Below are 14085 nucleotides of genomic sequence, written 5' to 3'. Positions count from 1 at the left end.
TCTAAGGCTGCGCACCCCGCATTTGATAGTGTGCATCCATCCAGTATTTGGCCGTATACTCCTACGTTTTCGACGCCCGCCGAGCGAGGCCACTTTGGACAAGATCCTGATTCGTGGGGCCCGAACCCACAACCTGAAGAACATCGACCTGACCCTGCCACGGGACAAACTGATCGTTATCACCGGCCTGTCCGGATCCGGCAAGTCGTCCCTGGCCTTCGACACGCTGTACGCCGAGGGCCAGCGCCGCTATGTCGAATCGCTGTCAGCCTACGCCCGGCAGTTCCTGTCGATGATGGAAAAACCTGACGTCGACACCATTGAAGGTCTGTCGCCAGCGATCTCCATCGAACAGAAGTCGACCTCGCACAACCCGCGCTCGACGGTCGGCACCATCACCGAAATCTACGATTACCTGCGCCTGCTCTACGCTCGCGTTGGTATTCCTCGCTGCCCGGACCACGACATTCCGCTGGAAGCCCAGACCGTCAGCCAGATGGTCGACCTGGTGCTGGCACAACCGGAGGGCAGCAAATTAATGCTGCTGGCCCCGGTGATCCGCGAGCGCAAAGGCGAGCACCTCTCGGTCTTCGAAGAACTGCGCGCTCAGGGTTTTGTGCGGGCCCGGGTCAACGGCCGGCTCTGCGAGCTGGACGAGTTGCCGAAGCTGGATAAACAGAAGAAGCACTCGATCGATGTCGTGGTCGACCGCTTCAAGGTCCGCGCCGATCTTCAACAGCGTTTGGCTGAGTCGTTCGAGACTGCGTTGAAACTGGCGGACGGCATTGCACTGGTCGCACCGATGGACGACGAGCCCGGCGAAGAAATCATCTTCTCCGCGCGCTTTGCCTGCCCGATCTGCGGCCACGCCATCAGCGAGCTGGAACCCAAGCTGTTCTCCTTCAACAACCCGGCCGGTGCTTGCCCGACCTGCGATGGCTTGGGTGTTAAGCAATTTTTTGACATCAAGCGATTGGTCAATGGCGAGCTGACGCTGGCCGAAGGCGCGATTCGCGGCTGGGACCGGCGTAACGTCTATTACTTCCAGATGCTCGGGTCACTGGCCTCGCACTACAAGTTCAGCCTTGAAGTGCCGTTTAACGACCTGCCGGCCGATCAGCAGAAGTTCATCCTGCATGGCAGTGGCTCGCAGAACGTCGACTTCAAATACCTGAATGACCGTGGCGACATCGTTAAACGTTCGCACCCGTTCGAAGGCATCGTGCCGAACCTGGAACGCCGTTACCGCGAAACCGAATCGGCTTCGGTCCGTGAAGAACTGGCCAAGTTCCTCAGCACCCAACCCTGCCCGGATTGCCGCGGCACCCGTCTGCGTCGCGAGGCGCGGCACGTTTGGGTTGGCGAGAAGACCTTGCCAGCGGTAACCAATCTGCCAATCGGCGACGCCTGTGAGTATTTCGGCGTGCTGAAACTGACCGGCCGCCGTGGCGAGATCGCCGACAAGATTCTCAAGGAAATCCGCGAGCGCCTGCAGTTCCTGGTCAACGTTGGCCTGGACTATCTGTCACTGGATCGCAGTGCCGACACGCTGTCCGGCGGCGAAGCCCAGCGGATTCGCCTGGCCAGTCAGATTGGCGCCGGCCTGGTGGGGGTTCTGTACATTCTCGATGAGCCCTCGATCGGTCTGCACCAGCGCGACAACGACCGCTTGCTGGGCACCCTCAAGCACCTGCGCGACATCGGCAATACGGTGATCGTGGTCGAGCACGACGAAGACGCGATTCGTCTGGCCGATTATGTGGTGGATATCGGCCCGGGCGCAGGTGTGCACGGTGGGCATATCGTCGCCGAAGGTACGCCGGCCGAGGTTATGGCTCACCCTGATTCGCTGACGGGCAAGTACTTGTCGGGCCGGGTAAAGATCGCAGTTCCAGCCAAACGCACGCCGCGTAACAAGAAGTTGTCGTTGGCCCTCAAAGGCGCTCGCGGCAACAATTTGCGCAACGTTGACCTGGAGATTCCGATCGGTCTGCTGACCTGCGTGACCGGTGTGTCCGGCTCCGGCAAATCAACGCTGATCAACAACACACTGTTTCCTTTGAGCGCTACCGCACTCAATGGGGCAACGACCCTGGAAGCGGCTGCTCACGACAGCATTAAAGGCCTGGAACATCTGGACAAGGTTGTGGACATCGACCAGAGTCCGATCGGTCGTACGCCTCGCTCCAACCCGGCGACCTATACCGGGCTGTTCACGCCGATTCGCGAGTTGTTCGCCGGTGTGCCGGAATCCCGCTCCCGCGGTTACGGGCCGGGGCGTTTCTCCTTCAACGTGAAGGGCGGACGCTGCGAAGCCTGTCAGGGCGATGGCCTGATCAAGGTGGAAATGCACTTCCTGCCGGACATCTATGTCCCGTGCGACGTCTGCAAGAGCAAGCGCTACAACCGCGAGACGCTGGAGATCAAGTACAAGGGCAAGAGCATCCACGAAACCCTCGAGATGACCATCGAGGAAGCCCGGGTATTCTTCGACGCCGTTCCAGCCTTGGCGCGCAAGCTTCAAACATTGATGGACGTCGGCCTTTCGTACATCAAGCTGGGGCAATCGGCGACGACGCTGTCGGGCGGCGAAGCCCAGCGGGTGAAACTGTCCCGCGAACTGTCCAAGCGCGATACCGGCAAGACGCTGTACATCCTCGATGAGCCGACCACCGGCCTGCACTTTGCGGATATCCAGCAACTGCTCGACGTGTTGCATCGTCTGCGCGACCACGGCAATACCGTGGTGGTGATCGAGCACAATCTGGACGTGATCAAGACAGCGGACTGGTTGGTGGACCTGGGGCCGGAAGGTGGGTCCAAAGGCGGACAGATCATTGCCGTCGGTACACCGGAGGAAGTGTCCGAGATGAAGCAGTCTCACACTGGCTTCTATCTCAAACCGCTGCTGGCTCGCGACAGAGCCTGAATCAAACCCACGAAAAAGCCCCTGTCACTTCACCAGTGACAGGGGCTTTTTTGTGCGTTTCTGTAGGAGCGAGGCTTGCCCGCGAAGGCCTCACCTCGGTCTGGCTGATGCACCGCGGCGATCCCTTCGCGGGCAAGCCTCGCTCCTACAACAGCATCAGAACTGCGATTGCAGATAGTTTTCCAGACCAATCAGCTTGATCAGACCCAGCTGCTTCTCGAGCCAGTAGGTGTGATCTTCTTCGGTATCGGCCAGCTGAATGCGCAGGATCTCGCGGCTGACGTAATCCTTGTGCAGCTCGCAAAGTTCGATGCCTTTGCACAGAGCCGCGCGAACTTTGTATTCCAGACGCAGGTCAGCAGCGAGCATGTCAGGCACAGTGGTGCCGACATCCAGGTCGTCCGGACGCATACGCGGGGTGCCTTCGAGCATGAGGATCCGACGCATCAGGGCGTCAGCGTGTTGCGCCTCTTCTTCCATCTCGTGATTGATACGTTCGTAGAGCTCGGTAAAACCCCAGTCCTCGTACATCCGCGAATGGATGAAATATTGATCACGGGCTGCCAGTTCGCCTGTCAGCAACGTGTTGAGGTAATCGATTACGTCTGGGTGACCTTGCATCGCCCTACATCTCCCTGCTTGAAAGTCTGCAGTTTGAACCAACCTGACCGGAAGGTCACTCGCCCGACGCAACAAAAGTAAAGATATTCTGAGAAAAGCGGTTTAAATAACGCAAAAACCGCCCAAATGAGGGCGGTTCTGCTTATCGTTTAGACTTAGTTAAGCTGTACGTTGAGTGCCTTTGCGATTGCTTCTCCGTACGCCGGGTCGGCTTTGAAGAAATGCTGCAATTGGCGATCAACCACATCGCTGGAAACTCCTGCCATTGCGCCGGCAATGTTGTTGATCAGCAGGTTTTTCTGTTCGTCACTCATCAAGCGAAACAGCGCGCCGGCATGGCTGTAGTAGTCAGTATCTTCGCGATGATCATAACGATCAGCCGCGCCGCTCAAGGCCAAAGCAGGTTCCGCGTAGCGCGGTGCCTGTTTCGGTGATTCTACGTAGCTGTTCGGCTCGTAGTTCGGTGCTGCGCCACCATTGGCGCCAAATGCCATGGAGCCGTCGCGCTGATAGCTGTTGACCGGGCTGCGAGGCGCATTCACCGGCAGTTGCTGGTGATTAGTCCCCACACGGTAGCGGTGAGCGTCAGCATAAGCGAACACGCGACCTTGCAGCATGCGGTCAGGCGACAGACCGACACCTGGAACCATGTTGCTCGGACCGAACGCCGCCTGCTCGACTTCAGCGAAGTAGTTCAGCGGATTACGGTTGAGCTCCAGTTCACCCACCTCGATCAATGGGAACTCTTTCTGCGACCAGGTTTTGGTCACGTCAAACGGGTTCTCGTAATGAGCCTCGGCTTGGGCCTCGGTCATGATCTGGATATTGACACTCCATTTCGGGAAATCACCGCGTTCAATGGCGCCGAACAGGTCACGTTGTGCGTAATCCGGGTCGGTACCTGCAAGACGCGCCGCTTCTGCCGGAGCGAGATTCTTGATCCCTTGCCTGGTTTTGTAGTGCCACTTCACCCAGTGACGCTCGCCATTGGCGTTAATCAGACTGTAGGTGTGGCTGCCGAAGCCGTGCATGTGGCGATAACCGTCAGGGATGCCGCGATCCGAGAACAGAATGGTGACCTGGTGCAATGCCTCAGGCGAGTGCGACCAGAAATCCCACATCATCTGCGCACTTTTCAGGTTGCTCTGCGGCAGGCGTTTCTGGGTATGAATAAAGTCAGGGAATTTCAGCGGATCACGGATGAAAAACACCGGCGTGTTGTTACCGACGATGTCCCAGTTGCCTTCTTCGGTGTAGAACTTCAGGGCAAAACCGCGTGGATCACGCTCGGTGTCGGCCGAACCGCGTTCGCCGCCCACAGTGGAGAATCGCAAGAATGTCGGGGTTTGTTTGCCGACGGACTCAAACAGCTTGGCACTGGTGTACTGAGTGATATCGCGAGTCACGGTGAACGTACCGTAGGCACCCGAACCTTTGGCGTGTACACGACGCTCAGGGATGTTTTCACGGTTGAAATGAGCAAGCTTCTCGATCAGGTGGAAATCATCGAGCAGCAAAGGGCCACGAGGGCCGGCGGAGCGAGAATTCTGGTTGTCGGCGACAGGAGCGCCACTGGCGGTCGTAAGCGTTTTGTTCTGGCTCATGCGATCTCATCCTTTGTCAGTCTTGATACGTGCCGGCTAATCGGCGTGGGAGGGAGTATTGACCATCAATCATGACACCTACAAATTCATTAATTTGCAGACATCAATAGAAAAATACTACCAACAATCCCCCTCATATACTGAAGGCATGAACCGCAAGGAAGCTTGTACAAACAGTGCATTTCTTACACGCACAAAAAACCGGGCACTAGGCCCGGTTCTTTGTTTCAGACTGACGTCTTACTCAGCGGATACAGCTTCACCGCCGACAGGACGATCAACCAACTCGACGTACGCCATAGGCGCGTTGTCGCCAGTGCGGAAGCCGCACTTGAGGATGCGCAGGTAGCCACCCTCACGGGTAGCGTAACGCTTGCCCAGGTCGTTGAAGAGCTTACCAACGATAGCTTTCGAACGAGTACGGTCGAAAGCCAGACGGCGGTTAGCCAGGCTGTCTGTCTTGGCCAAAGTGATCAGCGGCTCAGCAACGCGGCGCAGTTCTTTGGCTTTTGGCAGTGTAGTTTTGATCAGCTCGTGCTCGAACAGCGACACCGCCATGTTTTGAAACATGGCCTTGCGGTGCGAGCTGGTGCGGCTCAGGTGACGACCACTTTTACGATGACGCATGGTTCATTCCTTACCAAACACAACGTTCGGTGATTACGACGATCAGGCAGTCGCCTTGTCGTCCTTCTTAAGACTTGCAGGCGGCCAGTTGTCGAGGCGCATGCCGAGGGACAGACCGCGGGAGGCCAGAACGTCCTTGATTTCAGTCAAGGATTTCTTGCCAAGGTTCGGAGTCTTCAACAGCTCTACTTCGGTACGCTGAATCAGGTCACCGATGTAGTAGATGTTTTCCGCCTTAAGGCAGTTAGCCGAACGTACAGTCAGTTCCAGATCGTCAACCGGGCGAAGCAGGATCGGATCGATCTCGTCTTCCTGCTCAACAACCACTGGCTCACTGTCACCTTTGAGGTCGACGAACGCAGCCAACTGCTGTTGCAGAATGGTTGCAGCACGGCGGATAGCCTCTTCAGGATCCAGGGTACCGTTGGTTTCCAGATCAATAACCAGCTTGTCCAGGTTAGTACGCTGTTCGACACGGGCGTTTTCCACCACGTATGCGATACGGCGAACCGGGCTGAACGAAGAGTCAAGCTGCAAGCGACCGATGCTGCGGCTTTCGTCTTCATCGCTCTGACGCGAGTCTGCCGGTTCATAACCACGACCACGAGCTACGGTGAGCTTCATGTTCAGGGCGCCGTTAGACGCCAGGTTAGCGATTACGTGATCGGGATTAACGATCTCGACATCATGATCCAGCTGAATATCGGCAGCGGTAACCACCCCCGAACCCTTCTTCGACAAGGTCAGCGTAACTTCGTCACGACCGTGCAGCTTGATAGCCAGACCTTTAAGGTTCAACAGGATTTCAATTACGTCTTCCTGTACGCCTTCGATGGCGCTGTACTCATGGAGTACACCGTCAATCTCGGCCTCGACTACTGCACAGCCGGGCATTGAGGACAACAGGATGCGGCGCAGCGCGTTGCCCAGGGTGTGGCCGAAACCACGCTCGAGAGGCTCGAGAGTGATCTTGGCGCGGGTTGGACTGACAACCTGCACATCAATATGGCGGGGTGTCAGGAACTCATTTACCGAAATCTGCATGGATGCACCTATTTTCTAGCCCTTACTTGGAGTAGAGCTCGACAATCAGGCTTTCGTTGATGTCGGCGGACAGATCACTGCGAGCTGGAACGTTCTTGAAAACGCCCGACTTCTTCTCAGTGTCTACTTCTACCCATTCTACGCGGCCACGTTGGGCACACAGATCGAGAGCTTGGACAATGCGAAGTTGGTTCTTTGCTTTCTCGCGAACTGCGACCACGTCACCAGCACGAACCTGGTAAGACGGAACGTTTACGGTCTGACCGTTAACGCTGATCGACTTGTGCGATACCAGCTGACGGGATTCGGCACGAGTAGAGCCAAAACCCATACGGTATACAACGTTGTCCAGACGGCATTCGAGCAGCTGCAACAGGTTTTCGCCAGTTGCGCCTTTCTTGCCAGCAGCTTCTTTGTAGTAGCCGCTGAATTGACGCTCGAGAACGCCGTAGATACGACGGACCTTCTGCTTTTCACGCAGTTGGGTGCCGTAATCGGACTGGCGACCGCGGCGTTGGCCGTGGATACCAGGTGCTGCTTCGATGTTGCACTTCGATTCGATCGCGCGCACGCCGCTCTTCAGAAAGAGATCGGTGCCTTCGCGACGAGCGAGTTTGCATTTTGGACCAATGTAACGAGCCATTCTTTACAATCTCCTGGATTACACGCGGCGCTTCTTCGGCGGACGGCACCCGTTGTGCGGGATTGGCGTCACGTCGGTGATGCTGGCGATCTTGTAGCCACAGCCGTTCAAAGCGCGGACTGCAGATTCACGACCTGGGCCTGGACCTTTGACGTTAACGTCGAGGTTTTTCAGGCCGTATTCCAGCGCAGCTTGACCAGCACGTTCAGCAGCTACTTGAGCAGCAAACGGGGTGGACTTGCGGGAACCGCGGAAACCCGAACCACCGGAGGTAGCCCAGGAAAGAGCGTTGCCTTGACGGTCGGTGATGGTCACGATTGTGTTGTTAAAAGATGCATGGATGTGGGCGATGCCATCAACCACTGTCTTTTTAACTTTTTTACGAGGACGAGCAGCAGGTTTAGCCATGATTAATTTCCTGTCGATTCGCTGGGGCGATTACTTGCGGATCGGCTTACGCGGACCTTTACGGGTACGCGCGTTAGTCTTGGTACGCTGACCGCGCACTGGAAGACCACGACGATGACGCAGACCGCGATAGCAACCGAGGTCCATCAAACGCTTGATTTTCATGTTGATTTCGCGACGCAGGTCACCTTCAGTGGTGAACTTCGCCACTTCGCCACGCAGCTGTTCAATCTGCTCGTCGCTCAGATCTTTGATCTTTGCGGCTGGGTTTACCCCAGTCACTGCACAAATCTTCTGTGCAGTAGTGCGACCAACACCATAGATGTAGGTCAGCGAGATAACAGTATGCTTGTTATCTGGAATGTTAACGCCTGCAATACGGGCCATTCAGTGGGACTCCAATTGACAGCTACCTACGCCCCGGAAGCCAAGAAATAGGGCGCGAGATAATATCGCTGTAATAACAAATAATCAACCCGGCAGCGCACTAGCTGCCGGGCTTGAAGCACAATCACACTCAGCCTTGGCGCTGTTTGTGACGCGGTTCCGCGCTGCAAATTACTCGAACAACACCTTCGCGGCGAATAATCTTGCAGTTACGGCACAGCTTTTTCACCGATGCACGAACTTTCATCACCAACTCCTCGAACCTTATGGGTACTCAGCGCAACATGCCGCTGCCGTAACCCTTCAGGTTGGCTTTCTTCATCAGGGATTCGTACTGGTGCGAAACGAGGTGCGATTGTACTTGAGACATGAAGTCCATCACAACCACGACCACGATCAGCAACGAGGTCCCGCCAAGGTAGAACGGTACGTTTGCTGCAACCACCAGGAACTGGGGCAACAGGCAGACGGCCGTCATGTAAAGAGCACCGAACATGGTCAAGCGAGTCAGAACGCCATCAATGTAGCGCGCAGACTGCTCACCTGGACGGATGCCCGGAATAAAGGCACCGGACTTCTTCAGGTTTTCCGCTACGTCTTTCGGATTGAACATCAACGCCGTATAGAAGAAGCAGAAGAAAATAATCCCTGCACTAAACAGCAGAATATTCAACGGCTGACCAGGAGCGATCGACTGCGAGATGTCCTGCAACCAGCCCATACCTTCAGACTGACCGAACCAGGCACCCAACGAAGCCGGGAACAGCAAAATGCTGCTCGCGAAAATAGCCGGAATAACACCGGCCATGTTCACCTTCAGCGGCAAGTGGCTGGTCTGCGCAGCGAAGACCTTACGGCCCTGCTGACGCTTGGCGTAGTGAACAGCAATACGCCGCTGACCACGCTCAATGAACACCACGAAACCGATAATCGCTACTGCCAGCAAACCGATGGCAACCAGGGCGAAGATGTTGATATCACCCTGACGCGCAGACTCGAAAGACTGCCCGATCGCTCTCGGAAGACCGGCGACGATACCCGAAAAAATCAACATCGAGATACCGTTGCCAACACCACGCTCAGTAATCTGCTCACCCAGCCACATCATGAACATCGCACCAGCCACAAAAGTGGATACCGCGACGAAATGGAAGCCAAAGTCACCAGTGAACGCAACGCCCTGCCCCGCCAGACCAATGGACATGCCAATAGCCTGAACGAGAGCGAGGACGACAGTGCCGTAGCGGGTGTACTGGCTGATCTTGCGACGGCCAGCTTCACCTTCCTTCTTCAACTGCTCCAGCTGCGGACTGACGGCGGTCATCAGTTGCATGATGATCGATGCCGAAATGTACGGCATGATCCCCAACGCAAAGATGCTCATCCGTTCCAGCGCGCCGCCGGAAAACATGTTGAACAAGCTAAGAATGGTCCCCTCATTCTGTCGAAACAGGTCCGCGAGTCGGTCCGGGTTGATACCTGGAACCGGGATGTGTGCGCCTATTCGGTAGACGATAATCGCCAAGAATAGAAAACGCAGACGAGCCCAGAGTTCAGACATACCGCCTTTGCCGAGCGCAGAGAGAGCACCTTGCTTAGCCATTTATTCCTCGAACTTGCCGCCAGCTGCTTCGATAGCCGCACGCGCACCTTTGGTGGCGCCGATTCCCTTTCCGATGGTAACAGCGCGAGTAACTTCGCCGGACAGCATGATTTTCACACGCTGTACGTTGACGTTGATCACGTTGGCATCTTTCAGGGACTGCACGGTGACGATGTCGCCTTCCACTTTAGCCAGCTCGGACAAACGCACTTCTGCGCGATCCATGGCTTTCAGGGAAACGAAACCGAACTTCGGCAGGCGACGATGCAGCGGCTGTTGACCGCCTTCAAAGCCTGGAGCAATGGTGCCACCGGAGCGGGAGGACTGACCTTTGTGGCCACGGCCACCGGTCTTACCCAAACCACTACCGATACCACGGCCCGGACGATGCTTTTCGCGACGGGAACCCGGCGCTGGACTCAGATCATTGAGTTTCATCGATTAACCCTCGACACGCAGCATGTAGTAAGCCTTGTTGATCATCCCGCGATTCTCGGGAGTATCAAGTACTTCTACAGTGTGACCGATGCGACGCAGACCCAGACCCTTAACACACAGTTTGTGGTTAGGGATGCGGCCGGTCATGCTTTTGATCAGCGTAACTTTGACGGTAGCCATGATCAGAAGATCTCCTTGACGCTTTTGCCACGCTTGGCGGCAATGGATTCAGGAGACTGCATAGCCTTCAAACCTTTGAAAGTGGCGTGAACCACGTTTACCGGGTTAGTCGAGCCGTAGCACTTGGCCAGAACGTTCTGAACGCCAGCAACTTCGAGGACAGCACGCATAGCGCCGCCAGCGATGATACCGGTACCTTCAGAAGCAGGCTGCATGTACACCTTCGAAGCGCCATGGGCGGACTTCATTGCGTACTGCAGAGTGGTGCCGTTCAGATCAACTTGGATCATGTTGCGGCGAGCAGCTTCCATTGCCTTCTGGATCGCAGCAGGCACTTCACGCGACTTGCCACGGCCGAAGCCAACACGCCCTTTACCATCACCAACCACGGTCAACGCGGTGAAAGTGAAGATACGGCCGCCTTTAACGGTTTTGGCTACGCGGTTAACTTGAACCAGCTTCTCGATGTAGCCTTCGTCGCGCTTTTGGTCGTTATTTGACATAACTTAGAACTCCAGCCCAGCTTCACGAGCAGCATCAGCCAGCGCCTTGACGCGGCCGTGGTACTTGAAGCCAGAGCGGTCGAAAGCCACCTGCGAGACGCCAGCGGCTTTAGCACGCGTAGCGACCAGCTGGCCAACCTTAGTGGCCGCGTCGATGTTGCCAGTGGCGCCATCACGCAGTTCTTTATCCAAAGTCGAGGCACTTGCCAGGACTTTGTTGCCGTCGGCCGAAATGACCTGGGCGTAGATGTGCTGCGACGAGCGGAACACGCAGAGACGCACGACTTCGAGTTCGTGCATTTTCAGGCGTGCTTTGCGAGCGCGACGCAGTCGAGTAACTTTTTTGTCGGTCATTTGCTATGCCCTACTTCTTCTTGGCTTCTTTACGACGGACGACTTCGTCCGCGTAGCGCACACCTTTGCCTTTGTACGGCTCTGGTGGACGGAAGTCGCGGATCTCGGCGGCCACTTGACCTACCAGCTGCTTATCGATACCCCGAATCAGGATGTCGGTTTGGCTAGGAGTCTCAGCGGTGATGCCTTCCGGCAGTTCATAATCCACTGGGTGCGAGAAGCCAAGAGCCAGGTTCAGCACTGTGCCTTTTGCTTGCGCTTTGTAACCAACACCGACCAGCTGGAGCTTGCGCTCGAAGCCTTGGCTTACGCCTTGGACCATGTTGTTTACCAACGCACGAGTGGTACCAGCCATTGCGCGAGTTTGTTGATCGCCATTGCGAGCAGCGAAACGCAGCTCACCAGCCTCTTCAACGATCTCAACGGACGAATGGATGTTCAGTTCGAGAGTGCCCTTGGCACCCTTCACCGAAAGCTGTTGGCCTGCGAATTTGACTTCGACACCGGCTGGCAGCTTAACGGGGTTCTTAGCGACGCGTGACATGCTTATCCCCCCTTAGAACACAGTGCAAAGAACTTCGCCGCCGACACCGGCAGCGCGCGCAGCACGATCCGTCATCACACCTTTGTTGGTGGAGACGATAGACACACCGAGACCGCCACGAACTTTTGGCAGATCATCGACGGACTTGTACTGACGCAGGCCTGGACGGCTAACGCGCTTCACTTCTTCGATGACCGGACGGCCTTCGAAGTACTTCAGCTCGATGGACAGCAGTGGTTTGATTTCGCTGCTGATCTGATAACCCGCAATGTAACCTTCGTCCTTCAGGACTTTGGCAACAGCTACCTTCAAAGTAGAAGATGGCATGCTTACGACGGACTTTTCAGCCATCTGGGCATTACGGATTCGAGTTAGCATGTCCGCTAACGGGTCCTGCATACTCATGGGCTAGACGCTCCTAATACAAAAAAATTAGCCTTGCGGCTACTACGTGTCGCCGAGCTCATCCATGCGAAAAAAGCACGGGCTCAGGCGAGCCGGGTATTCTAGACACACCCCACAAATGAATCAAGCCCCAAAAGGGGCTTGATTCAAGTTCAAGGTCACCGATGGTCAGGATCTTGCGATCCCGAACACCGAGACTTTGATAGTGCTTACCAGCTGGCTTTAACCAGACCAGGTACGTCACCACGCATAGCAGCTTCACGCAGCTTGTTACGGCCAAGGCCGAACTTGCGGTAAACGCCGTGTGGACGACCGGTCAGGCGGCAGCGGTTACGCATGCGCGAAGCGCTTGCGTCACGTGGCTGCTTCTGCAGAGCTACTGTAGCTTCCCAACGTGCTTCTGGACTTGCGTTCAGATCAACGATGATAGCTTTCAGTGCTGCACGCTTTTTGGCGTACTTGGCAACCGTGAGCTGACGTTTCAGCTCGCGGTTTTTCATGCTCATCTTGGCCATTTTCCTACTCCAATCAGTTGCGGAACGGGAATTTGAAAGCACGCAACAGGGCGCGACCTTCATCATCGTTCTTGGCAGTGGTGGTCAGGGTAATGTCCAGACCGCGGAGAGCATCGATCTTGTCGTAGTCGATTTCCGGGAAGATGATCTGCTCTTTAACGCCCATGCTGTAGTTACCACGACCATCGAAGGACTTGGCATTCAGGCCGCGGAAGTCGCGAACCCGAGGCAGGGAGATCGACAGCAGACGATCCAGGAACTCGTACATACGCTCACGGCGCAGGGTCACTTTGACGCCGATCGGCCAACCTTCACGGACTTTAAAGCCAGCGATGGATTTCCGAGCGTAGGTCACAACGACTTTCTGGCCGGTGATCTTTTCCAGGTCGGCAACAGCGTGCTCGATGACTTTTTTGTCACCGACCGCTTCGCCCAGACCCATGTTCAGGGTGATTTTTGTAACGCGTGGAACTTCCATCACGTTCGAAAGCTTAAGTTCTTCCTTAAGCTTCGGTGCGATTTCCTTCCAGTAAATCTCTTTTAGTCGTGCCATGGTCTTCTACCTAGCAGTGTTCAAGCATCAACCGCTTTTTGGGTCGACTTGAAGACACGAATTTTCTTGCCGTCTTCTACTTTGAAACCAACGCGGTCAGCCTTGTTGGTTTCGCCGTTGAAAATGGCGACGTTAGAAGCGTCCAGTGGAGCTTCTTTTTCGACGATACCGCCTTGTACGCCCGACATCGGGTTAGGCTTGGTATGACGCTTAACCAGGTTCAGACCACCAATAACCAGACGGTTATTAGCGAGAACCTTAAGCACCTTACCGCGCTTACCTTTGTCTTTGCCGGCGATCACGATGATCTCGTCGTCACGACGAATCTTTTGCATGTCGGATCTCCTTACAGCACTTCTGGGGCGAGCGAGACGATCTTCATGAACTTCTCAGTACGAAGTTCACGGGTCACTGGCCCAAAGATACGGGTGCCGATCGGCTCTTGCTTGTTGTTCAGAAGAACAGCAGCGTTGCCATCAAAGCGGATAATGGAGCCATCAGCACGACGTACGCCGTGACGAGTGCGGACTACAACAGCAGTCATCACTTGGCCTTTTTTCACTTTACCGCGAGGAATTGCTTCCTTCACGGTAACTTTGATGATGTCACCGATACCAGCGTAACGACGATGGGAGCCACCCAGCACCTTGATGCACATAACGCGGCGTGCGCCGCTGTTATCGGCCACATCGAGCATGGATTGAGTCTGAATCATATAATTTCTCCG

At 55.6% G+C, this 14085-nt stretch carries 20 protein-coding genes; 1 reads left to right on the top strand and 19 read right to left on the bottom strand.

Annotated elements, in window-relative coordinates; translation table 11 throughout:
- Nucleotides 1-94 precede the first annotated feature (94 nt).
- A complete protein-coding gene (gene uvrA, locus AB4O41_RS20145; protein WP_460144390.1) occupies nucleotides 95-2929 on the top strand; it encodes an excinuclease ABC subunit UvrA in 2835 nt (944 codons plus the stop codon).
- 156 nt (nucleotides 2930-3085) lie between these two features.
- Here uvrA and bfr read toward each other — a convergent pair whose 3' ends face one another.
- The 19 genes from bfr to rplN all read right to left on the bottom strand — a co-directional run bounded on the left by bfr (nucleotide 3086) and on the right by rplN (nucleotide 14073).
- Nucleotides 3086-3550, bottom strand: coding sequence for a bacterioferritin (gene bfr / locus AB4O41_RS20140; protein ID WP_123359019.1), 465 nt, complete (start codon nucleotides 3548-3550; stop codon nucleotides 3086-3088).
- A 155-nt stretch (nucleotides 3551-3705) separates the two neighbouring features.
- A complete protein-coding gene (locus AB4O41_RS20135) occupies nucleotides 3706-5154 on the bottom strand; it encodes a catalase (protein ID WP_460144389.1) in 1449 nt (482 codons plus the stop codon).
- 240 nt (nucleotides 5155-5394) lie between these two features.
- The gene (gene rplQ, locus AB4O41_RS20130; protein WP_007896790.1) at nucleotides 5395-5781 is read right to left on the bottom strand and encodes a 50S ribosomal protein L17; all 387 of its coding nucleotides are present in this window, start codon (nucleotides 5779-5781) and stop codon (nucleotides 5395-5397) included.
- Nucleotides 5782-5823: 42 nt separating this feature from the next.
- On the bottom strand, nucleotides 5824-6825 hold the full coding sequence (locus tag AB4O41_RS20125; RefSeq protein WP_003186012.1) for a DNA-directed RNA polymerase subunit alpha: 1002 nt from the start codon (nucleotides 6823-6825) through the stop codon (nucleotides 5824-5826).
- Between the two features lie 22 nt (nucleotides 6826-6847).
- Nucleotides 6848-7468, bottom strand: a complete 621-nt coding sequence (gene rpsD / locus AB4O41_RS20120) for a 30S ribosomal protein S4 (RefSeq protein ID WP_003176404.1) — start codon at nucleotides 7466-7468, stop codon at nucleotides 6848-6850.
- A gap of 18 nt (nucleotides 7469-7486) precedes the next feature.
- Nucleotides 7487-7876: a 30S ribosomal protein S11 gene (gene rpsK, locus AB4O41_RS20115; RefSeq protein ID WP_002555466.1), complete on the bottom strand. Its 390-nt coding sequence runs from the start codon at nucleotides 7874-7876 to the stop codon at nucleotides 7487-7489.
- Between the two features lie 30 nt (nucleotides 7877-7906).
- Complete coding sequence (gene rpsM, locus AB4O41_RS20110; protein ID WP_003186020.1) at nucleotides 7907-8263, bottom strand: 30S ribosomal protein S13; 357 nt, start codon at nucleotides 8261-8263, stop codon at nucleotides 7907-7909.
- 130 nt (nucleotides 8264-8393) lie between these two features.
- Complete coding sequence (gene rpmJ, locus AB4O41_RS20105; protein WP_002555468.1) at nucleotides 8394-8510, bottom strand: 50S ribosomal protein L36; 117 nt, start codon at nucleotides 8508-8510, stop codon at nucleotides 8394-8396.
- A gap of 27 nt (nucleotides 8511-8537) precedes the next feature.
- Complete coding sequence (gene secY, locus AB4O41_RS20100; protein ID WP_003228718.1) at nucleotides 8538-9866, bottom strand: preprotein translocase subunit SecY; 1329 nt, start codon at nucleotides 9864-9866, stop codon at nucleotides 8538-8540.
- A complete protein-coding gene (gene rplO, locus AB4O41_RS20095; protein WP_007896782.1) occupies nucleotides 9867-10304 on the bottom strand; it encodes a 50S ribosomal protein L15 in 438 nt (145 codons plus the stop codon). It lies immediately after the preceding gene.
- Between the two features lie 3 nt (nucleotides 10305-10307).
- On the bottom strand, nucleotides 10308-10484 hold the full coding sequence (gene rpmD, locus AB4O41_RS20090; protein WP_003186033.1) for a 50S ribosomal protein L30: 177 nt from the start codon (nucleotides 10482-10484) through the stop codon (nucleotides 10308-10310).
- Between the two features lie 2 nt (nucleotides 10485-10486).
- Complete coding sequence (gene rpsE / locus AB4O41_RS20085) at nucleotides 10487-10987, bottom strand: 30S ribosomal protein S5 (RefSeq protein ID WP_003186035.1); 501 nt, start codon at nucleotides 10985-10987, stop codon at nucleotides 10487-10489.
- Nucleotides 10988-10990: 3 nt separating this feature from the next.
- Nucleotides 10991-11341 (bottom strand): 50S ribosomal protein L18, encoded by a 351-nt coding sequence (gene rplR, locus AB4O41_RS20080; RefSeq protein ID WP_003186037.1) that lies wholly within the window; start codon nucleotides 11339-11341, stop codon nucleotides 10991-10993.
- Nucleotides 11342-11351: 10 nt separating this feature from the next.
- Nucleotides 11352-11885: a 50S ribosomal protein L6 gene (rplF, locus tag AB4O41_RS20075; protein ID WP_007896774.1), complete on the bottom strand. Its 534-nt coding sequence runs from the start codon at nucleotides 11883-11885 to the stop codon at nucleotides 11352-11354.
- Nucleotides 11886-11897: 12 nt separating this feature from the next.
- Nucleotides 11898-12290 (bottom strand): 30S ribosomal protein S8, encoded by a 393-nt coding sequence (rpsH, locus tag AB4O41_RS20070; RefSeq protein WP_003186040.1) that lies wholly within the window; start codon nucleotides 12288-12290, stop codon nucleotides 11898-11900.
- Nucleotides 12291-12499: 209 nt separating this feature from the next.
- Nucleotides 12500-12805 (bottom strand): 30S ribosomal protein S14, encoded by a 306-nt coding sequence (gene rpsN, locus AB4O41_RS20065; RefSeq protein ID WP_003176414.1) that lies wholly within the window; start codon nucleotides 12803-12805, stop codon nucleotides 12500-12502.
- Nucleotides 12806-12818: 13 nt separating this feature from the next.
- A complete protein-coding gene (gene rplE / locus AB4O41_RS20060; protein WP_003176415.1) occupies nucleotides 12819-13358 on the bottom strand; it encodes a 50S ribosomal protein L5 in 540 nt (179 codons plus the stop codon).
- Between the two features lie 20 nt (nucleotides 13359-13378).
- Nucleotides 13379-13693 carry a 50S ribosomal protein L24 gene (gene rplX, locus AB4O41_RS20055; protein WP_003176416.1) on the bottom strand — a complete coding sequence of 105 codons (315 nt, stop codon included), beginning with the start codon at nucleotides 13691-13693 and terminating at the stop codon, nucleotides 13379-13381.
- 11 nt (nucleotides 13694-13704) lie between these two features.
- Nucleotides 13705-14073, bottom strand: a complete 369-nt coding sequence (rplN, locus tag AB4O41_RS20050; RefSeq protein WP_002555479.1) for a 50S ribosomal protein L14 — start codon at nucleotides 14071-14073, stop codon at nucleotides 13705-13707.
- Between the last annotated feature and the right edge of the window lie 12 nt (nucleotides 14074-14085).

This window comes from Pseudomonas sp. S2_A02 (assembly GCF_054668495.1).
This window is presented reverse-complemented; position numbering and strand designations above follow the sequence as displayed.